Genomic DNA, 20,574 nt, shown 5'->3' on the forward strand with positions numbered 1-20,574 from the left:
AGGAGCGGCTCTATAGGAGTAGCACAAGTCAGGCCGGGATCCCTGGCCGATCGATTTGTGCATCCAGCAGGGCCATGAAGGCGCGTGCTGCATTCGATAGCGTCCGTTCGGTGTGCAAGATATAGCCTAGCTGGCGAGTGAGCTGTATGCCCGGCAATGCGATGCTTGCCACTTGTTCGTCGAGCATCGTGCGCGGCAGCACGCTCCAGGCCAGGCCAATGGAGACCATCATCTTTATGGTTTCCAGATAGTTGGTGCTCATGGCGATGTTCGGCGTCAGGCCCTGAGCTTCGAACAAACGCTGGACGATGTGGTGGGTAAACGTGTTGCCGCCGGGGAAAACCGCCGGATGGCCGGCGATGTCCGCCAGACTGACGACACCGTTGTTGATCAGCGAATGCTCCGGGGCGACGACGAAATCCAGCGGGTCGTCCCATACCGGCGTAGCTTTGACCAGGGTATGCGGCTCTGGCGCGAGGGTGATGACCGCCAGTTCTGCGCGGCCGTGGAGAATTTCCTCGTAGGCCACTTCCGAATCAAGGAACTGAATATCCAGCGCAACCAGTGGGTAGCGGCGGGTGAACTCCTTAATAGAGGCGGCAAGCGATGCAGGCCGATGTGGTGACTGGTGGCCAGGGTCAGGCGGCCACTGACCTCGCCGGTCAGGTTGGTCAGGGCGCGGCGGGTGTCGTCGAGCACATTGAGAATCTGATAAGCCCTTGGCAGCAGGGCGCGACCCGCCTCGGTCAGACCGACTTCGCGACCCAGTCGATCAAACAGGCGTACCTTCAATTGCTGCTCAAGCCCGGCGATGCGCTTGCTGATCGCCGGTTGGGTCAGATGAAGGCGTTCGCCGGCGCCGGAGAAGCTGCCGGTCTCGGCGATGGCAATAAAAGCATTCAGGTTAGCCAGATCCATGTCGCATTCCAGTTGGTTATCCAAAGCATAAAAAATATGAATTTGAGTTATTTAATCTAACCCCATAGGATCGGCCTCACAAGCCAAAGGGTTATTGATAAGCCCAGGGCATAGAAACAAGCTGATGAGGAACCGTCTGATGGCCGGCAAAACGCTCTACGACAAGCTCTGGGATTCGCATTTGGTCAAGCAGCGCGACGATGGCTCGGCGCTGATCTACATCGATCGTCACATCATCCACGAAGTGACTTCGCCGCAAGCTTTCGAAGGCTTGCGTCTGGCCGGGCGCAAGCCTTGGCGCATCGATGCCAACATTGCGACCCCGGACCACAACGTACCGACCACTCCGGAGCGCAAGGGCGGCATCGAAGCCATTGCCGACCAGGTTTCGCGTTTGCAGGTGCAGACCCTCGACGACAACTGCGATGAATACGGCATCGTCGAATTCAAGATGAACGACGTCCGTCAGGGCATCGTTCACGTGATCAGCCCGGAGCAGGGCGCGACCTTGCCGGGCATGACCGTGGTCTGCGGTGACTCGCACACTTCGACCCACGGCGCATTCGGGGCATTGGCCCACGGTATCGGTACATCTGAGGTCGAGCACGTGCTCGCCACCCAGTGCCTGGTCGCAAAAAAAATGAAAAACATGCTGGTGCGCGTCGAAGGCCAATTGCCGTTCGGCGTGACCGCCAAGGACATTGTCCTTGCGGTGATCGGCAAGATCGGCACCGCCGGCGGTAACGGCCATGCCATCGAGTTTGCCGGCAGCGCGATCCGCGATCTGTCCGTCGAAGGCCGCATGACCATCTGCAACATGTCCATCGAAGCCGGCGCCCGCGTGGGCCTGGTGGCGGCAGATCAGAAGACCATCGACTACGTCAAAGGTCGTCCATTCGCGCCGAAGGGCGAGCAGTGGGACATGGCCGTCGAAGCCTGGAAAGATCTGGTCTCCGACGCCGATGCCAAATTCGACACCGTGGTCGAGCTCGACGCCGCGCAAATCAAGCCGCAAGTCAGCTGGGGCACTTCGCCTGAAATGGTCTTGGCCGTGGATCAGAACGTGCCGGATCCGGCCAAGGAAATGGATCTGGTCAAACGTGACTCGATCGTTCGCGCCTTGAAATACATGGGTCTGACCGCCAATCAGGCGATCACCGACATTCAGCTTGATCGCGTATTCATCGGTTCCTGCACCAACTCGCGCATCGAAGACTTGCGCGCCGCTGCGGTCATCGCCAAGGGCCGCAAGGTCGCCTCGACCATCAAGCAGGCGATCGTCGTGCCGGGCTCGGGTCTGGTCAAAGCGCAGGCTGAAGCCGAAGGGCTGGACAAGATTTTCCTCGAGGCCGGTTTCGAATGGCGCGAGCCGGGTTGCTCGATGTGCCTGGCGATGAACCCGGACCGTTTGGAGTCCGGCGAGCATTGCGCCTCGACTTCCAACCGTAACTTCGAAGGCCGTCAGGGCGCCGGTGGCCGTACCCACTTGGTCAGCCCGGCCATGGCGGCAGCAGCAGCGGTGAACGGCCGTTTCATCGACGTTCGTGAATTGATCCAAGGAGCACAGTAAAGATGAAGGCATTTACTCAGCACACTGGTCTTGTCGCGCCTTTGGATCGTGCCAACGTCGACACCGATCAGATCATTCCCAAGCAGTTCTTGAAGTCGATCAAGCGCACCGGTTTTGGTCCGAACCTGTTCGACGAGTGGCGTTATCTGGATGTCGGCCAGCCGTACCAGGACAACTCCAAGCGCCCGCTGAACAAGGATTTCATCCTCAACGCCGAGCGTTATCAGGGTGCCAGCGTATTGCTCGCCCGCGAGAACTTCGGCTGCGGCTCGAGCCGTGAACACGCGCCGTGGGCGCTGGAAGAGTACGGTTTCCGCAGCATCATCGCGCCGAGTTACGCCGACATCTTCTTCAACAACAGTTTCAAGAACGGCCTGCTGCCGATCATTCTCAGCGATGCAGAAGTTGATGAACTGTTTAAGCAGGTTGAAGCCGAGCCGGGTTATCAATTGCAGATCGACTTGCAAGCGCAGACCGTGACCCGCCCGGATGGCAAGGTGTACAGCTTCGAGATCGATGCGTTCCGCAAGCACTGCCTGCTCAACGGTCTGGACGATATCGGCCTGACCTTGCAGGACGGCGATGCGATTGCGACGTTCGAGGCCAAGCATCGGGTTAGCCAGCCGTGGTTGTTCCGCGACGTGTGATTCGAAATTGATGTAGTCGGGGCTGGCCCCTTCGCGAGCAGGCTCGCTCCCACCTTGGAATGCATTCCCCTGTGGGAGCGAGCCTGCTCGCGAAGACGGCAGCGCAAACAACATAGATACCAGGATGTGCCCATGACCAGCACCGCCCAACACACTCAGGTCGTACAAAAGCAATTCGGTGAACAGGCCGCCGCTTACCTGAGCAGCGCGGTTCACGCTCAAGGCACCGAATTCGCATTGCTACAGGCTGAGCTGGCCGGGCAGGGCGAGGCTCGTTTGCTGGACTTGGGTTGCGGCGCAGGCCATGTCAGTTTCCATGTCGCTCCATTGGTCAAGGAGGTGGTGGCTTACGACTTGTCGCAGCAAATGCTTGATGTGGTTGCCGGCGCTGCCGTCGATCGCGGCTTGAGCAATATCATTACCGTCAACGGTGCTGCCGAGCGCTTGCCGTTCGCCGATGGCGAGTTCGATTTTGTGTTCAGCCGCTATTCGGCGCATCACTGGAGCGACCTCGGTCTGGCCTTGCGCGAGGTGCGCCGGGTGCTGAAGCCGGGCGGGGTGGCAGCGTTTGTTGATGTGTTGTCACCGGGCAGTGCGTTGTTCGACACTTACCTGCAAAGCGTTGAAGTGCTGCGCGACACCAGCCATGTCCGCGACTACTCCGCCGCCGAGTGGCTGCGCCAGGTCAGCGAGGCTGGTCTGCATGTGCGCAGTACTACCCGGCAGCGCCTGCGTCTGGAGTACAGCAGTTGGGTCGAGCGCATGCGCACACCTGACGTGATGCGCGCGGCGATCCGCCAGTTGCAGCAGTCGATGGGCAACGAAGTGCGTGAGTATTTTGAGATAGATGCCGACGGCTCGTTCAGTACCGATGTGATCGTACTGATGGCCGAGCGATAGGAATTTTTCCCGGCGCGCCGTTCACTGGCGCACCGCTTGAAGACACGAGGAAAGCATGAGCAAGCAGATTCTGATTCTCCCGGGTGACGGTATTGGTCCGGAAATCATGGCCGAAGCGGTCAAGGTGCTGGAATTGGCCAATGACAAGTACAGCCTGGGCTTCGAGCTGAGCCACGACGTGATCGGCGGCGCGGCCATCGACAAGCATGGCGTGCCGCTGGCCGACGAAACCCTTGATCGCGCCCGCGCTGCCGACGCCGTGCTTCTGGGCGCGGTCGGTGGCCCGAAATGGGACACCATCGAGCGTGACATCCGCCCTGAGCGCGGTCTGCTGAAAATCCGCGCGCAACTGGGCCTGTTCGGCAACCTGCGCCCGGCGATCCTCTATCCGCAACTGGCCGACGCGTCGAGCCTGAAACCGGAAATCGTTGCCGGTCTGGACATCCTCATCGTCCGTGAGCTGACCGGCGGCATTTATTTCGGCGCGCCGCGTGGCACCCGTACGCTGGACAACGGAGAGCGTCAGTCCTACGACACGCTGCCGTACAGCGAAAGCGAAATCCGCCGCATCGCCCGTGTCGGTTTCGACATGGCCATGGTTCGTGGCAAGAAGCTCTGCTCGGTGGACAAGGCCAACGTCCTGGCATCCAGCCAGTTGTGGCGCGAAGTGGTCGAGCAAGTGGCCAAGGATTACCCGGAAGTCGAACTGAGCCACATGTACGTCGATAACGCCGCCATGCAGTTGGTGCGCGCACCCAAGCAGTTCGACGTGATCGTCACCGACAACATGTTCGGCGACATCCTCTCCGACGAAGCGTCGATGCTCACCGGCTCGATCGGCATGCTCCCTTCGGCCTCCCTGGACTCCAATAACAAGGGCATGTACGAGCCGTGCCATGGTTCGGCGCCGGACATTGCTGGCAAAGGCATTGCCAACCCGCTGGCGACGATCCTGTCGGTATCGATGATGCTGCGTTACAGCTTCAATCTGCACGACGCTGCCGATGCCATCGAAAAAGCCGTCAGTGTCGTGCTCGATCAGGGCTTGCGCACTGGCGACATCCACTCGGCCGGTTGTACCAAAGTCGGTACGCAGGAAATGGGCGACGCAGTAGTCGCCGCGCTGCGGAATCTGTAATCTCTCGGGCCCGCTGCGAAATTCAATACAAAGCAGCGGCCCACTTTTCAAGAAGGTGTAGTTGCGATGAAACGTGTAGGTCTGATCGGTTGGCGCGGGATGGTCGGTTCCGTGCTCATGCAGCGGATGCTGGAAGAGCAGGATTTCGATCTTATCGAGCCGGTGTTTTTCACCACGTCCAATGTCGGTGGCCAAGGCCCGTCCGTGGGCAAGGACATTGCTCCGCTCAAGGACGCTTACAGCATTGACGAGCTGAAGACCCTCGACGTGATCCTGACCTGCCAGGGCGGCGACTACACCAGCGAAGTATTCCCCAAGCTGCGCGAAGCCGGCTGGCAGGGTTACTGGATCGACGCGGCGTCGAGCCTGCGCATGAACGATGACGCGGTGATCATTCTCGACCCGGTCAACCGCAAGGTCATCGACCAGCAGCTGGACGCGGGCACCAAGAATTACATCGGCGGCAACTGCACCGTCAGCCTGATGCTGATGGGTCTGGGCGGTCTGTTCGAGGCCGGTCTGGTCGAGTGGATGAGCGCCATGACCTATCAGGCGGCCTCCGGTGCCGGCGCGCAGAACATGCGTGAACTGATCAAGCAGATGGGCGCGACCCACGCCGCTGTCGCCGATCAACTGGCCGACCCGGCCAGCGCGATCCTCGACATCGACCGTCGCGTGGCCGAAGCCATGCGCAGCGACGCGTACCCGACCGAAAACTTCGGCGTACCGCTGGCCGGCAGCCTGATCCCATGGATCGACAAGGAACTGCCGAACGGCCAGAGCCGCGAAGAGTGGAAGGCCCAGGCCGAGACCAACAAGATTCTCGGTCGCTTCAAGAGCCCGATCCCGGTCGACGGCATCTGCGTGCGCATCGGCGCCATGCGCTGCCACAGCCAGGCGCTGACCATCAAGCTGAACAAAGACGTACCGATCGCTGATATCGAAGGGCTGATCAGCCAGCACAACCCTTGGGTCAAGCTGGTACCGAACAACCGCGAGATCAGCATGCAGGAGCTGAGCCCGACCAAGGTCACCGGCACCCTGAATGTACCGGTCGGTCGTCTGCGCAAGCTGAACATGGGTTCGCAATTCGTCGGTGCCTTTACCGTCGGCGACCAGCTGCTGTGGGGCGCGGCCGAACCGCTGCGCCGCATGCTGCGGATCCTGCTGGAGCGTTGATCGCTTGAAGCATTGAAGAAGCCCGTGCCTTGTGAGAGGTGCGGGTTTTTTTATGCCAAGGATTTCTCCGGTGTCTGTACTGCCTTTTTCGCGAGCAGGCTCGCTCCCACATTGAAATGCGGTCCCTGTGGGAGCGAGCCTGCTCGCGAAAGGGCCGGTCCAGCCGCCGCAAATCCTGCAGAAATTGCCTGTGCGCCACCCACCCGGTAAAGTGCCGCTCCCCCCGTTTTGCCAGAGGTAGCTCCATGACCCAGACTTTCGATATCGCCGTTATCGGCGCCACCGGTACTGTCGGCGAAACCCTCGTACAGATTCTCGAAGAACGCGACTTCCCGGTCGGCAACCTGCACCTGCTGGCCAGCAGTGAATCGGCCGGCAGCTCGGTGCTTTTCCGCAACAAAAGCGTACGCGTGCGCGAGGTCGACGAGTTCGATTTCAGCAAGGTCAGACTGGTGTTCTTCGCCGCCGGCGCTGCTGTGTCGCTGAGCTACGCCGCTCGCGCCCATGCTGCCGGTTGCTCGTTGATCGACTTGTCCGGCGCCTTGCCCACCGATCAGGCGCCACAAGTGGTGCCCGAGGCCAATGCCGATATTCTCGCCAGTCTGAAAAGCCCATTCCAGGTCAGCAGCCCAAGCCCGTCTGCGACGACGCTTGCGGTGGTGCTGGCGCCGTTGCTCGATCTGCTCGATCTGCAATACGTCAACGTCACCGCCAATCTGGCCGTTTCGGCACAAGGCCGCGAGGCAGTCACCGAGCTCGCGCGGCAGACCGCCGAGCTGCTCAACATGCGCCCGCTGGAGCCGACGTTCTTTGATCGGCAGATGGCGTTCAACCTGCTGGCACAAGTCGGTACGCCTGATGCGCAGGGCCACACGCTGCTGGAAAAACGATTGGTTCGAGAGCTGCGCCAGGTCCTGGCGAAACCTTTATTGAAGATTTCTGCCACTTGCGTTCAAGCCCCGGTGTTTTTTGGCGATAGCTTTAGCGTGACCTTGCAGTCAGGCAGCGCTGTTGACCTGGAAAAGGTCAACGCCGCGCTTGAGGCTGCACCGGGCATCGAGCTGGTCGAGGCCGGCGATTATCCGACCGCGGTCGGCGATGCGGTGGGGCAGGACGTGGTCTACGTAGGCCGCGTGCGGACGGGCGTCGACGACCCGGCGGAACTAAATCTTTGGCTGACGTCAGATAACGTACGCAAAGGCGCGGCGCTCAACGCCGTGCAACTGGCTGAGTTGTTGATAAAAGACCTGCTGTAAAAGATACTTGGCAACAATTTGTCGACTGATTCTAGGTGAGCGCTATGCTTGCCCGAAGCGCGTCGATGACGAGTCACCCTCCGGGACTTTCCGGGGCAGCACCGAAATGATCGCGCGCGGCGACACCCGTCGTCGCGCGCAATGCCTTACGGCAGCGGTATTCAAAAGCTTCTCGCTGGCCGAGGAACGTTCAAACAAAGGATGAGGCTATGGTTCAAGTTCGCAAACTGGTGTTAGCAATAGCGGCCGCCTCGGCGCTGTCCTCCGGTATGGCGCATGCCCTCGGGCTCGGGGAGCTGACCCTGAAGTCGACCCTGAACCAGCCGTTGGTGGCTGAAATCGAGCTGCTCGACGTCAAGGATCTCACCGCTGCCGAGGTGGTGCCGAGCCTGGCTTCCCCTGAAGATTTCGCCAAGGCTGGCGTTGATCGTCAGGCTTTTCTCAATGACCTGACGTTCACCCCGGTACTCAACGCCAGCGGCAAAAGCGTGTTGCGCGTGACCTCGAGCCAACCGCTGTCGGAACCGATGGTGAAGTTCCTCGTGCAGGTGATGTGGCCCAATGGCCGCTTGTTGCGTGATTACAGCGTGCTGCTCGATCCGTCGAAATTCTCGCCGCAGACCGCAGACGCCGCCGCGCAACCGGCGCCGTCGCAGACCATCACCGCGCCAACCACTGGCGCCACCCATCGCAATCAATACACCACCACGCCGCGCGACACCCTGTGGGAAATCGCCGCGAAGGCGCGCAACGGTGGCTCGGTGCAGCAGACCATGCTGGCGATTCAGGCGCTCAATCCGAATGCCTTTATCGACGGCAACATCAACCGTCTGAAAACCGGCCAGGTGCTGCGTCTGCCTGACCCGGTACAAAGCACGGCGCTGCCGCAGTCGGCTGCCATCGCTGAAGTGGCGGCGCAGAACGAAGCCTGGCGTCAGGGCCGGCGTTATGTGGGCAAGCCTGGCACCGGTCAGCAGCAGCTGGATGCGACCAATCGTGGCCGTGGCAATACCGGTGCAGCGGCCAACACCCAGGACAATCTGAGCCTGGTCTCGGCGGAAAGCGCCAAGCCCGGTGCGAAAGGCCCGGCCGGCGACGCCAAGGCGCTGAGCAACAAACTGGCAATCACTCAGGAAAACCTCGACACGACCCGTCGTGACAACGAGGAACTGAAAAGCCGCATGGCTGATCTGCAGAGCCAGCTGGACAAGCTGCAAAAGCTGATCGAGCTGAAGAACAATCAACTGGCGAAGATGCAGGCCGACGGCGCCGGCGCTGCGCCTGGCGCCACTGCTGCTGTGCCGCCGGTGCCGGCGATCACTGCCGAACTGGCCGCAACACCGCCAGCCACCCCGGCCGACGCCGCAGCGGCTTCACCGACTCCAGAGTCGGCCATCGCGCCGCCAGCGGAAACCCCGGTTGAGCCGGTCGTCGAGCCGGTGGTCGAAACCACGCCTGCTGCCGCCGATGACGACAAAGCCTTCAATGAACTGCTGACCAATCCGATCCTGCTCGGCCTGATCGGCGGCGGTGCGGTGGTTCTGCTGCTTCTGCTGTTGCTGTTGGCGCGGCGTCGCAAAGCCCAGCAGGAAGCCGAAAAGCACCTGCGCATGGCCCGCGCTCTGGCTGAAGAGCAAGAGTTCTCCGCTGAGCAGGATCTGCCGGAAAGCAGCTTCTCCGGCCTGGAAACCCCGGCAGCCAGCGTCAAGCTCAACACGCCAGCTCCGGCACCTGCGCCAGCCCCTGCACCGGTCGTCACTCCGGTGGTGATGGCTGCGCCGATTGCCGCACCACTGGTGGCCCCGGCCGGCGAACGCTCTGATGATGTGCTCGACAAAGCGCAATCGCACATCAATGCCGGCCGCCTTAATCAGGCCGCCGCGCTGCTGGAAGAGGGCGTCAGTCTTGAGCCGGAACGCAGCGATCTGCGCCTGAAGCTGATGGAAGTCTACGGCCAGCAGGGCGACCGCGATGCGTTCGTTGCGCAAGAGCGTCAACTGGTGGCCAATGGCGATAACTTCGCCAAGGTCGAAGCGCTGAAAAGCCGCTTCCCAGCCATGGCTGTGGTCGCTGCCGGTGGGCTGGCAGCTGCCGCCGTCGCTGCCGAACTGGACGCGCAGTACGTCAAGGAACTGTTGCAAGACGAGCCGCAAGCGCCAGAGGCTGCCGCTGACGATCTCGACACTGCGTTCGATTTGAGCCTGGACGACCTCGACAACATCACCCCGGTCGATCCTGCGCCAGCGGTCGAGCCAGAGGCGCCTGTCGAGCTCGACGCATTTCCGGCTGAAGACGATCTGAGTTTCGCCTCGGTGCTGCAAGAGCAGACCGAGATGAAAGACAATCTCGACGATCTGTCGGACTTCGATCTGGACATGGATCTGGGCGCCGAACCATCGCCGGCCACGTTGGCTGAAGATGACTTCCTGCTGGATCTGGACGACGGCGTGAAGGACTTGCCACCGGTCGAGACGCCGGTAGTTGCTGACGTGCCGCAGGACGATCTGGAACTCCCAGCCGATTTCGACCTGTCGCTGGCCGACGAAATGGACACCAACCCAGCCGCCGAGCCGGATGCTTTCGCGGCCGAGCTCGACGACGTCAATGCCGAGCTGGATCGCCTGTCGCAAAGCATGGCCGAGCCGAGCTTCACCGAAGCGGACGCTGCGTTGGGCGATGATCTGGGCGAAGACGATTTCGACTTTCTCGCCGGCACCGACGAAGCAGCGACCAAACTCGATCTGGCCCAGGCTTACATCGACATGGGCGACGCTGACGGTGCGCGTGACATCCTCAACGAAGTGTTGACCGAGGGTGACGAGAAGCAGCGGGGCGAGGCCAAGGAAATGCTTTCCAACCTGGCGTAAGTTCAGCGGTAAACAACAAGCGGCAGCCCGGTGGGGCTGCCGTTTTTGTTTGTGCCGGATTCGGCGGTGTTTGATCGATTGCTTTCGCGAGCAGGCTCGCTCCCACAGGGGGGCGCATTGCAAATGTGGGAGCGAGCCTGCTCGCGAAGGGGGCGGTACTGCCGATAGAGAACTCTGGCATCCCCAGCCCACCGCCTTATAATGCCCGCCTTTGCAAATCAGCAGGCTGTCCCACCTTGGCAAACATAGATAACCCGGTCGCCGAAATGGCGCCCGACGGCTTTTACCGCGTCGCGCTGGGCGTTGAGTACAAAGGCTCGCGCTACAGCGGCTGGCAACGGCAGCTGACCGGAGTGGCGACTGTGCAGGAAGAGCTTGAAAAAGCCCTGTCGAAAGTCGCCAATTCGCCGGTTTCCCTGCAATGCGCCGGGCGTACCGATGCCGGCGTGCATGCCTGCGGCCAAGTGGTGCACTTTGACACCCAGGTTGATCGCTCGCTGAAAGCCTGGGTCATGGGCGCCAACATCAATCTGCCCCACGACATCAGCGTCAGTTGGGCCAGGGTCATGCCGGCGCATTTTCATGCGCGCTTCAAAGCCATTGCCCGGCGTTATCGCTATGTGATCTACAACGATCAGATCCGCCCGGCGCACCTCAATGAAGAAATCACCTGGAATCACCGTCCGCTCGACGCCGAGCGTATGGCCGAGGCCGCGCAGTACCTGATTGGTACCCACGATTTCAGCGCGTTCCGGGCCGGTCAGTGCCAGGCAAAGTCGCCGATCAAGAAGATGCATCACCTGCGCGTGACCCGTCACGGCAAGATGATCGTGCTCGACATTCGGGCCAACGCGTTCCTGCATCACATGGTGCGCAATATCGCTGGTGTGCTGATGACCATCGGTGCCGGTGAGCGTCCGGTGGAGTGGATGAAGGAAGTGCTGGAAAGTCGCGAGCGTCGCTCCGGCGGGGTCACGGCGCATCCCTACGGGTTGTATCTGGTGCAGGTCGAGTACCACGACGAATTTCCGTTGCCCGAGCGCTTTATCGGGCCACATTTCCTTACGGGTTTCTCCGAACTTGACGGCTGACGCCCTCGAACGCTTTTGTTACCATCCGGGACGTTTTCGGATTTTGCCTTGAGGTTTTCCTGACATGTCAGCCGTTCGCAGCAAGATCTGCGGCATTACCCGCATCGAAGATGCGCTGGCCGCCGTCGAAGCCGGTGCCGACGCGATCGGCCTGGTGTTTTACGCCAAGAGTCCGCGAGCGGTGAACGTGCAGCAGGCGCGGGCGATCATCAAGGCGCTGCCGCCGTTCGTTACCACCGTGGGGCTGTTCGTCAATGCCAGCCGTTGCGAGCTCGGAGAAATCCTCGATGCGGTGCCGCTGGATCTGCTGCAGTTCCATGGCGACGAAAATGCGGAGGAGTGTGAAGGCTGGCATCGTCCGTACATCAAAGCGCTGCGGGTCAAGGCGGGTGATGACATTGCTGCTGCCTGCGATGCCTTTCCCGGCGCCAGTGGCGTGCTGCTCGACACCTATGTCGAAGGGGTGCCTGGCGGAACCGGCGAGGCGTTTGACTGGTCACTGATTCCGCAACACTTGAGCAAGCCGCTGATTCTGGCCGGCGGCCTGACGCCGGAGAACGTTGCCGACGCGGTAGCGCGGGTCAAGCCCTACGCGGTGGATGTCAGCGGCGGGGTGGAAGCGAGCAAAGGCATCAAGGATCACCACAAGATTCGCGCATTCATCAACGCGGTGCGCGGCAATACATCGTCGATGTGACGGCTGGCAGTCTGCCGCCGTCCATCAATGCACTTGCACAAAGCAGGCGCGGCTGAGGGTTGCTGAATCGTACGCAGGTCATGTTCCGCGCTGACCGCCACTGTTCGGCAACCATCGCCACACACATGAATTTAGCTCAAGGGCATACGCGGGGCTGCGAACCAGAGCGTTCGGGCCGCCGGTACTGGAGAAAGAAAGCATGAGCAACTGGTTAGTAGACAAACTGATCCCTTCGATCATGCGCTCGGAGGTCAAGAAGAGCTCGGTGCCTGAAGGTCTGTGGCACAAATGCCCGTCCTGCGAGGCGGTGTTGTACCGTCCGGAGCTGGAAAAGACCCTGGACGTTTGCCCCAAGTGCAACCACCACATGCGCATCGGCGCACGTGCGCGCATCGACATCTTCCTCGATCCGGAAGGCCGCAACGAACTGGGCGCTGACCTGGAGCCGGTTGACCGTCTGAAATTCCGCGACGGCAAGAAGTACAAGGACCGCCTGGTCGCTGCGCAGAAGCAGACCGGCGAAAAAGACGCGCTGATCTCGGTCAGCGGTACCCTACTGGGCATGCCGGTAGTGGTTTCGGCATTCGAATTCAACTTCATGGGCGGTTCCATGGGCGCCATCGTCGGTGAGCGCTTCGTGCGCGCTGCCAACTACGCACTGGAAAACCGCTGCCCGATGATCTGCTTCGCCGCCTCCGGTGGTGCACGCATGCAGGAAGCGCTGATCTCGCTGATGCAGATGGCCAAGACTTCGGCCGTGCTTGCGCGTCTGCGTGAAGAAGGCATTCCGTTCATCTCCGTACTGACCGACCCGGTCTACGGCGGCGTTTCCGCCAGTCTGGCGATGCTTGGCGACGTCATCGTCGGCGAACCGAAAGCCCTGATCGGCTTCGCCGGCCCGCGTGTGATCGAGCAGACCGTCCGCGAGAAACTGCCGGAAGGCTTCCAGCGCAGCGAATTCCTGCTGGAGCACGGCGCGATCGACATGATCATCCACCGTCAGGAACTGCGTCCGCGTCTGGGTAACCTGCTGGCACAGATGACCGGCAAGCCGACGCCGAAGTTCGTCGCCGCGCCGATCGAACCGATCGTGGTGCCGCCGGTGCCTGCCAACGTATGACCCAGCGCACCCTTGGTGAATGGCTCGCCTACCTTGAGCAGTTGCATCCGTCGGCCATCGACATGGGCCTGGAGCGTTCGCAACAGGTAGCGTCCCGCATGGGGCTGGGCCAGCCGGCGCCTCGGGTGATCACGGTCACCGGCACCAACGGCAAGGGCTCGACCTGCGCGTTCGTGGCTTCATTGCTGCGTGCGCAGGGCCTGAGCGTTGGTGTCTACAATTCTCCGCACCTGCTGCGTTACAACGAGCGGGTGCAGCTCGACGGCGTCGAAGCCACTGACGCGCAGCTCTGCGAAGCCTTTGCTGCGGTCGAGGCGGGCCGCGGCGAGACTTCCCTGACTTACTTCGAAATGGGCACTCTGGCAGCGTTCTGGCTGTTCCAGCAGGCGGCGCTTGACGCTGTGGTGCTTGAAGTCGGGTTGGGCGGGCGTCTGGATACCGTCAATGTAGTCGATGCCGATATTGCGCTGGTCACCAGCATTGGCGTCGATCACGCCGATTATCTGGGCGATACCCGCGAATCCGTGGCCTTCGAGAAGGCCGGAATTTTCCGCCAGGGCAAGCCTGCTCTGTGTGGCGACCTGAATCCTCCGCAACCACTGCTCGACAAGGCGCACGAACTGGCTTGCCCATTCTTTCTGCGTGGACGCGATTTCGATCTCGGCATCACTGACCAACACTGGCAATGGCGCGGCACCGATGCCCTGGGCCAAGTGGTCGAGTTGCGCGACTTGCCGCTGCTCGATCTGCCGATGGAAAACGCCGCGCTGGCGCTGCAAGCCTATCTGCTGACAGGTTTGCCGTGGAATGCCGAACAGATTGTCGCGGCGTTGCAGGCGACGCGCGTGGTTGGGCGCCTCGATCGTCGGTCATTCGAATGGAATGGCAAGCGCCTGAACCTGTTGCTTGATGTTGGTCACAATCCGCATGCCGCTGAATATCTCGCTCGGCGTCTGGCTGCGCGGCCCCCGGCGGGCGAGCGCCTGGCGGTATTCGGCCTGCTGGCGGACAAGGATCTGGATGGTGTTGTTGGCGAATTGAATGCTAGTGTCGCGCATTGGGCTGTCGCGCCGCTGGATTCGCCGCGCGCGCGTCCGGTGGCTGAGCTTGAGGCCGCGCTGCAGAACCTTGGTGCTTCGGTTACGTCCTATGCCAGCGTGGCGGCCGCTCTGGAAGGGCAGTGCGCTGAGGCAACCAGCGACGACGAGATTCTCTTGTTCGGATCATTTTATTGTGTCGCCGAGGCCCTTGAATGGCTGGCCCGGCGCTCCACGGAGGAAGCGGCAAATGGCTTTGCTGGATAAAGCGTACAAGCAGCGCATGGTTGGCGCGCTGGTGCTGGTGGCGCTGGCGGTGATCTTCCTGCCGATGCTGTTTTCCCGTCAGGACGAGCAGCGTCAGGTGGCCGTCGAGGCGCCGGCTGCGCCTCAGCCTTCGGCCATGCCGCAGGTGCAGATTGACCCGGTGGCCGTGCCTGAGCCGCAGGCCTTGCCGCAAGAGCCTGTGCCGACTGACGAAGAAGTCGCTGAAGAAGCTGCGCCCGCTGCACCGGCCACCCCGGCCGCCCCGGCACCGACCATCCCTGCGCAAATTGCCCGTCCGGCAACGCCGCCGCCAGTGGCCAAGCCAATTCCTGCGCCGGCCCAGCCGATCACATCGGCAACGAGCAAGCCGGATACCACGCAGAGCCGCGTCGATGCCAACGGTCTGTCGGTGAGCTGGTCGGTGCAACTGGCCAGTCTGTCGAGCCGCGCCAGCGCCGAAAGCCTGCAGAAGAACCTGCGCAGCCAGGGCTATAACGCCTACATTCGTTCTGCCGATGGCAAGAATCGGGTGTTCGTCGGTCCGCTGATCGAGCGTGCCGAAGCCGATCGTCTGCGCGATCTGCTGAGTCGTCAGCAGAACCTCAAGGGCTTCGTTGTCCGTTTTCAGCCTGAACGTGGCTGAAATCTATCACCTCGATTGAAAAGCACTGACAATCGCAGCTTACCGACAGCCATGCGCTCTGCTAAAATGCGCCGCCTTATCCGTCTGTAGGCTGCACTGTGCCATTTACCTGGGTTGACTGGGCGATCGTTGCAATCATCGCCATCTCCGCTTTGATCAGTCTGAGCCGCGGCTTCGTAAAGGAAGCTTTATCGCTGCTGACCTGGATCATCGCAGGAGCGGTTGCCTGGATGTTTGGTGGCTCACTGTCCGAGTACCTCGCCGGATACATCGAAACCCCATCGGCTCGCGTGATCGCGGGCTGTGCCATCATGTTTGTCGCCACACTGATCGTGGGCGCAATGATCAATTATCTTATCGGCGAGTTGGTTCGCGTCACCGGGTTGTCCGGGACCGATCGATTCCTCGGCATGGCCTTCGGCGCAGCGCGTGGCGTGTTGCTGGTGGTCGTGGCGGTCGGGCTGTTGAGCCTGGGGCCGGTACAGCAGGACGGCTGGTGGAAAGAATCACAGCTCGTGCCCAAGTTTCTATTGGTCGCCGACTGGTCCAAAAACCTGATACTGGGGTGGAGCAGTCAGTGGCTTGCCAGCGGAATCAGCGTACCCGCTGAGATTCCGTTCAAGGAGCAGCTCTTGCCGACGGCGAAAACGCCTCAGTGAGTGCTGTTCAGTTCAGATCCATTAAGTAGGGGTTGCGTCGCATGTGTGGCATCGTCGGTATCGTCGGTAAGTCGAACGTCAATCAGGCGCTGTATGACGCGCTAACCGTGCTCCAGCACCGCGGCCAGGACGCTGCCGGTATCGTGACCAGCCATGATGGCCGGTTGTTCCTGCGCAAGGATAATGGCCTGGTGCGTGACGTGTTCCAGCAGCGTCACATGCAGCGTCTGGTCGGCCACATGGGTATCGGCCACGTCCGTTACCCGACTGCCGGCAGCTCGACGTCGGCCGAAGCCCAGCCGTTCTACGTCAACTCGCCGTACGGCATCACACTGGCGCATAACGGTAACCTGACCAACGTTGAACAGTTGGCCAAAGAGATTTACGAATCCGATCTGCGTCACGTCAACACCAGTTCCGATTCGGAAGTGCTGCTCAACGTATTCGCCCACGAGCTGGCCCAGCGCGGCAAGCTGCAGCCGACCGAAGAAGACGTGTTCGCCGCCGTGACCGACGTGCACAACCGTTGCGTTGGTGGTTACGCCGTTGTGGCGATGGTCACCGGTTACGGCATCGTCGGTTTCCGCGATCCGCACGGCATCCGCCCGATCGTGTTTGGCCAGCGACACACCGACGAAGGCGTCGAGTACATGATCGCCTCGGAAAGCGTTTCGCTGGACGTGCTCGGTTTTACCCTGATTCGCGACCTGGCCCCGGGTGAAGCGGTCTACATCACTGAAGACGGCAAGCTGCACACCCGTCAGTGCGCAACCAACCCGTCGCTGACCCCGTGCATTTTCGAACACGTCTACCTGGCGCGTCCGGACTCGATCATCGACGGCGTGTCGGTTTACAAGGCGCGTCTGCGCATGGGCGAGAAGCTTGCCGAGAAGATCCTGCGCGAGCGCCCTGAGCACGATATCGACGTGGTCATCCCGATTCCGGACACCAGCCGTACCGCAGCGCTGGAGCTGGCCAATCACCTGGGCGTGAAATTCCGCGAAGGTTTCGTCAAGAACCGTTACATCGGTCGCACCTTCATCATGCCGGGCCAGGCTGCGCGCAAGAAGTCGGTACGCCAGAAGCTCAATGCCATCGAGCTGGAATTCCGTGGCAAGAACGTCATGCTGGTCGATGACTCGATCGTGCGCGGCACCACCTGCAAGCAGATCATCCAGATGGCCCGCGAAGCTGGCGCGAAAAACGTCTACTTCTGCTCGGCGGCACCTGCGGTGCGCTTCCCGAACGTGTACGGTATCGACATGCCGAGCGCCCACGAACTGATCGCGCACAACCGTTCGACTCAGGACGTGGCCGACCTGATCGGTGCAGACTGGCTGATCTATCAGGACCTGCCTGACTTGATCGAAGCGGTCGGCGGCGGCAAGATCAAGATCGAGCACTTCGATTGCGCAGTGTTCGACGGCAAGTACGTGACCGGTGACGTCGACGAGGCTTACCTGAACAAGATCGAGCAGGCGCGCAACGATGCCTCGAAGGTCAAGACCCAGGCAGTCAGTGCGATCATCGATCTGTACAACAACTGAGTTTCCACCGGCCCTGAGGGGCCGGTTTTGTATCTGATATTTATTGTTCGAGAACAGCAAGGAGAGACAGCATGAGTCAGGAATGGGATGCCGGTCGGCTGGACAGCGACCTCGAAGGCGTAGCGTTCGATACCCTGGCCGTCCGTGCCGGTCAGCACCGCACGCCGGAAGGCGAACACGGTGACCCGATGTTCTTCACCTCCAGTTACGTGTTCCGCACCGCTGCCGATGCAGCGGCGCGCTTTGCCGGCGAAGTGCCTGGCAACGTCTATTCGCGCTACACCAACCCGACCGTGCGCGCGTTCGAAGAACGCATTGCCGCGCTGGAGGGCGCCGAGCAAGCCGTCGCCACGGCAACCGGCATGGCCGCGATCATGGCGGTGGTGATGAGCCTGTGCAGTGCTGGCGATCATGTGCTGGTGTCGCGCAGCGTGTTCGGCTCGACCATCAGCCTCTTCGAGAAATACTTCAAACGCTTCGGCGTCGCAGTCGATTACGTCCCGCTGGCCGATCTGTCGGCCTGGGACGCGGCGATCAAGTCCAACACCAAACTGCTTTTTGTCGAGTCGCCGTCCAACCCGTTGGCCGAGCTGGTGGATATCGCCGCCCTGGCTGAAATCGCTCATGCCAAGGGCGCGCAGCTGGTGGTCGACAACTGCTTCTGCACCCCGGCGTTGCAGCAGCCGCTGAAGCTCGGCGCGGATATTGTCGTGCACTCGGCGACCAAGTTCATCGACGGTCAGGGCCGCTGCATGGGCGGCGTTGTCGCCGGTCGCGGTGAACAGATGAAAGAAGTGGTGGGTTTCCTGCGGACCGCCGGGCCGACCCTCAGCCCGTTCAACGCGTGGATCTTCCTCAAAGGCCTCGAGACCCTCAACCTGCGCATGAAAGCGCATTGCGCCAACGCTCAGGCGCTGGCCGAATGGCTGGAGCAGCAGGACGGCATCGAGAAGGTCCATTACGCCGGTCTGAAGAGCCATCCGCAGCACGAGTTGGCCCAGCGCCAGCAGAAGGGTTTTGGTGCGGTGGTCAGCTTCGAGGTCAAGGGCGGCAAAGAAGGCGCCTGGCGCTTTATCGATGCCACGCGGTTGATTTCGATCACCGCCAACCTCGGCGACAGCAAAACCACGATCACCCATCCTAGCACCACCTCCCACGGCCGTCTGGCGCCGCAGGAGCGTGAAGCGGCGGGGATTCGCGACAGCCTTATCCGCGTGGCGGTTGGTCTGGAAGATGTCGCTGACCTGCAGGCTGACCTGGCGCGCGGTCTGGCGGCATTGTGATCGAGTTGTCCACACCGGCGGCCAATACCCATGGCCGCGTGGCGCTGGTCACTGGCGCTGCACGCGGTATCGGCCTCGGAATTGCCGCCTGGCTGATCAGCGAAGGCTGGCAAGTGGTGCTGACCGATCTTGATCGGGTGCGTGGTTCGAAAGTGGCGAAGGTGCTCGGCGAAAACGCCTGGTTCATCGCCATGGACGTCGCCGAGGAAAATCAGGTCGCACTGGGCGTGGCCGAGGTGCTGGGGCAGTTTGGTCGCCTTGATGCGCTTGTGTGCAACGCGGCGGTGGCCGATCCGCACAACATTACTCTGGAAAGCCTCGATCTCGCCTATTGGAATCGAGTGCTGGCGGTGAATCTGAGCGGGCCGATGTTGCTAGCCAAGCACTGTGCGCCTTATCTGCGTGCGCACAACGGTTCGATCGTCAATCTGGCCTCGACCCGTGCGCGACAGTCGGAGGCGGACTCCGAGGCGTATGCGGCGAGCAAGGGGGGGCTGTTGGCGCTGACCCATGCGCTGGCAATCAGCCTTGGGCCGGAAATCCGCGTGAATGCGGTCAGTCCGGGCTGGATCGATACTCGTGATCCCTCTGTGCGCCGCGCCGAACCGTTGGCCGATGCCGATCACGCCCAGCATCCGGCGGGCAGGGTGGGGACGGTCGAAGACGTGGCGGCGATGGTGGCGTGGTTGCTGTCGAGGAATGCCGGGTTTGTCACCGGCCAGGAATTCGTCGTCGATGGCGGCATGACCAAGAAAATGATCTACGAGCAGTGAAAGGCAGCTTCAAGCTGCAAGCTGCAAGCTTCAAGTTAAAGCAAGACGCTGGTGTGCCTGCTTTAGGTGATCATCCTTTTCTTGAAGCTTGAAGCTTGAAGCTTGAAGCTTGAAGCTTGAAGCTTGAAGCCGTTTTTGAAAAAAACTCCAATCCTGCTATTGACTTAGCTTCGCCACCTGCGTAAATTTCGCGGCCTCGGAGATGCAAACGGGTGATTAGCTCAGCTGGGAGAGCGTCTGCCTTACAAGCAGAATGTCGGCGGTTCGATCCCGTCATCACCCACCACTCCCGAGAAGCTTGCGCAAGCAAGAGAGTAGGCTGAAAGTGCCTGCACCGACGCGCAGCGGTAGTTCAGTCGGTTAGAATACCGGCCTGTCACGCCGGGGGTCGCGGGTTCGAGTCCCGTCCGCTGCGCCATATTTTACGAGTCAGATTCATCTGATTCGCGATTGCAAGGCACCGAAGCCGGCAATCAAAACGAGTTACTTGAGCGCAAGCTCAAAGCGATACGCAGCGGTAGTTCAGTCGGTTAGAATACCGGCCTGTCACGCCGGGGGTCGCGGGTTCGAGTCCCGTCCGCTGCGCCATATCTGTTTCAAGGACCACTGAACGCCTTGAAGCGCCGAAATCAGCCATTGGCTGAATCGGATCGATAGCAAAGACCCTGGTCGAAAGACCGGGGTTTTTTGTGTCTGAAATTTAGCTATTCCTCTCTCGAACTCCTACGCAAATCGTCCTGTAGGAGCTGCGGCACGCTGCGATCTTTTGATCTTGATTTTAAAAAGCAAGATCAAAAGATCGCGGCCTCGTTTCACGCGACAGCTCCTACAAGAATCTCTGCAAGCCCTCTGCGGTGCTACGTCGCATTGATTTTTTGATTATTTAGTCAGGTTTTTGTAACTGGTTGTTTGCTGTGGGCGCAGAAACCTTTAAAGTTAACCTTTCGGTCAGCTTTGCACTGTCAACACAGCTCTTTGCTTC

At 61.0% G+C, this 20,574-nt stretch carries 16 protein-coding genes, 3 tRNA genes and 1 pseudogene; 19 read left to right on the plus strand and 1 reads right to left on the minus strand.

The genetic code is table 11. The features are described from left to right. Positions 1-28 precede the first annotated feature (28 nt). Positions 29-918 (minus strand): annotated as a pseudogene (locus AB4N41_RS18155) (LysR family transcriptional regulator). Between the two features lie 139 nt (positions 919-1,057). On the opposite strand from AB4N41_RS18155, the gene leuC reads away from it, so the two are divergent. The 19 genes from leuC (at position 1,058) to AB4N41_RS18250 (ending at position 20,180) form a co-directional block, all read left to right on the plus strand. Then, positions 1,058-2,488, plus strand: coding sequence for a 3-isopropylmalate dehydratase large subunit (gene leuC / locus AB4N41_RS18160; protein WP_041478531.1), 1,431 nt, complete (start codon positions 1,058-1,060; stop codon positions 2,486-2,488). A 2-nt stretch (positions 2,489-2,490) separates the two neighbouring features. Next, positions 2,491-3,135: a 3-isopropylmalate dehydratase small subunit gene (gene leuD / locus AB4N41_RS18165; protein ID WP_252877811.1), complete on the plus strand. Its 645-nt coding sequence runs from the start codon at positions 2,491-2,493 to the stop codon at positions 3,133-3,135. Between the two features lie 132 nt (positions 3,136-3,267). Then, on the plus strand, positions 3,268-4,035 hold the full coding sequence (locus AB4N41_RS18170) for a class I SAM-dependent methyltransferase (protein ID WP_095179493.1): 768 nt from the start codon (positions 3,268-3,270) through the stop codon (positions 4,033-4,035). Between the two features lie 55 nt (positions 4,036-4,090). Beyond that, positions 4,091-5,173 (plus strand): 3-isopropylmalate dehydrogenase, encoded by a 1,083-nt coding sequence (leuB, locus tag AB4N41_RS18175; RefSeq protein ID WP_016773933.1) that lies wholly within the window; start codon positions 4,091-4,093, stop codon positions 5,171-5,173. A 66-nt stretch (positions 5,174-5,239) separates the two neighbouring features. After that, positions 5,240-6,352, plus strand: coding sequence for an aspartate-semialdehyde dehydrogenase (gene asd / locus AB4N41_RS18180; RefSeq protein WP_016773934.1), 1,113 nt, complete (start codon positions 5,240-5,242; stop codon positions 6,350-6,352). A 245-nt stretch (positions 6,353-6,597) separates the two neighbouring features. Next, on the plus strand, positions 6,598-7,608 hold the full coding sequence (locus AB4N41_RS18185) for an aspartate-semialdehyde dehydrogenase (RefSeq protein ID WP_252877812.1): 1,011 nt from the start codon (positions 6,598-6,600) through the stop codon (positions 7,606-7,608). Between the two features lie 209 nt (positions 7,609-7,817). Then, positions 7,818-10,475, plus strand: coding sequence for a FimV/HubP family polar landmark protein (locus tag AB4N41_RS18190; protein ID WP_095179495.1), 2,658 nt, complete (start codon positions 7,818-7,820; stop codon positions 10,473-10,475). A 266-nt stretch (positions 10,476-10,741) separates the two neighbouring features. Further along, positions 10,742-11,566: a tRNA pseudouridine(38-40) synthase TruA gene (gene truA / locus AB4N41_RS18195; RefSeq protein WP_016773937.1), complete on the plus strand. Its 825-nt coding sequence runs from the start codon at positions 10,742-10,744 to the stop codon at positions 11,564-11,566. 64 nt (positions 11,567-11,630) lie between these two features. Beyond that, complete coding sequence (locus tag AB4N41_RS18200; protein ID WP_041478535.1) at positions 11,631-12,263, plus strand: phosphoribosylanthranilate isomerase; 633 nt, start codon at positions 11,631-11,633, stop codon at positions 12,261-12,263. A 199-nt stretch (positions 12,264-12,462) separates the two neighbouring features. Beyond that, positions 12,463-13,383 (plus strand): acetyl-CoA carboxylase, carboxyltransferase subunit beta, encoded by a 921-nt coding sequence (gene accD, locus AB4N41_RS18205; RefSeq protein WP_016773939.1) that lies wholly within the window; start codon positions 12,463-12,465, stop codon positions 13,381-13,383. Continuing rightward, the gene (gene folC, locus AB4N41_RS18210) at positions 13,380-14,687 is read left to right on the plus strand and encodes a bifunctional tetrahydrofolate synthase/dihydrofolate synthase (RefSeq protein ID WP_252877813.1); all 1,308 of its coding nucleotides are present in this window, start codon (positions 13,380-13,382) and stop codon (positions 14,685-14,687) included. The genes accD and folC overlap by 4 nt, the downstream gene beginning before the upstream one ends. Continuing rightward, positions 14,671-15,330: an SPOR domain-containing protein gene (locus AB4N41_RS18215; RefSeq protein WP_252877814.1), complete on the plus strand. Its 660-nt coding sequence runs from the start codon at positions 14,671-14,673 to the stop codon at positions 15,328-15,330. The genes folC and AB4N41_RS18215 overlap by 17 nt, the downstream gene beginning before the upstream one ends. Before the next feature lie 98 nt (positions 15,331-15,428). Continuing rightward, on the plus strand, positions 15,429-15,989 hold the full coding sequence (locus tag AB4N41_RS18220) for a CvpA family protein (protein ID WP_016773942.1): 561 nt from the start codon (positions 15,429-15,431) through the stop codon (positions 15,987-15,989). Positions 15,990-16,030: 41 nt separating this feature from the next. After that, positions 16,031-17,536 carry an amidophosphoribosyltransferase gene (gene purF / locus AB4N41_RS18225; RefSeq protein ID WP_016773943.1) on the plus strand — a complete coding sequence of 502 codons (1,506 nt, stop codon included), beginning with the start codon at positions 16,031-16,033 and terminating at the stop codon, positions 17,534-17,536. A 71-nt stretch (positions 17,537-17,607) separates the two neighbouring features. Then, positions 17,608-18,819 (plus strand): O-succinylhomoserine sulfhydrylase, encoded by a 1,212-nt coding sequence (locus tag AB4N41_RS18230; protein ID WP_056784395.1) that lies wholly within the window; start codon positions 17,608-17,610, stop codon positions 18,817-18,819. Beyond that, positions 18,816-19,592, plus strand: coding sequence for an SDR family oxidoreductase (locus AB4N41_RS18235; protein WP_252877815.1), 777 nt, complete (start codon positions 18,816-18,818; stop codon positions 19,590-19,592). Before AB4N41_RS18230 ends, AB4N41_RS18235 begins: the two co-directional genes overlap by 4 nt. Before the next feature lie 210 nt (positions 19,593-19,802). Then, positions 19,803-19,878, plus strand: a tRNA-Val gene (locus AB4N41_RS18240). A 55-nt stretch (positions 19,879-19,933) separates the two neighbouring features. After that, positions 19,934-20,010, plus strand: a tRNA-Asp gene (locus AB4N41_RS18245). A 93-nt stretch (positions 20,011-20,103) separates the two neighbouring features. Next, positions 20,104-20,180, plus strand: a tRNA-Asp gene (locus tag AB4N41_RS18250). Positions 20,181-20,574: the final 394 nt, after the last annotated feature.

Source organism: Pseudomonas sp. S2_A10 (assembly GCF_054668465.1).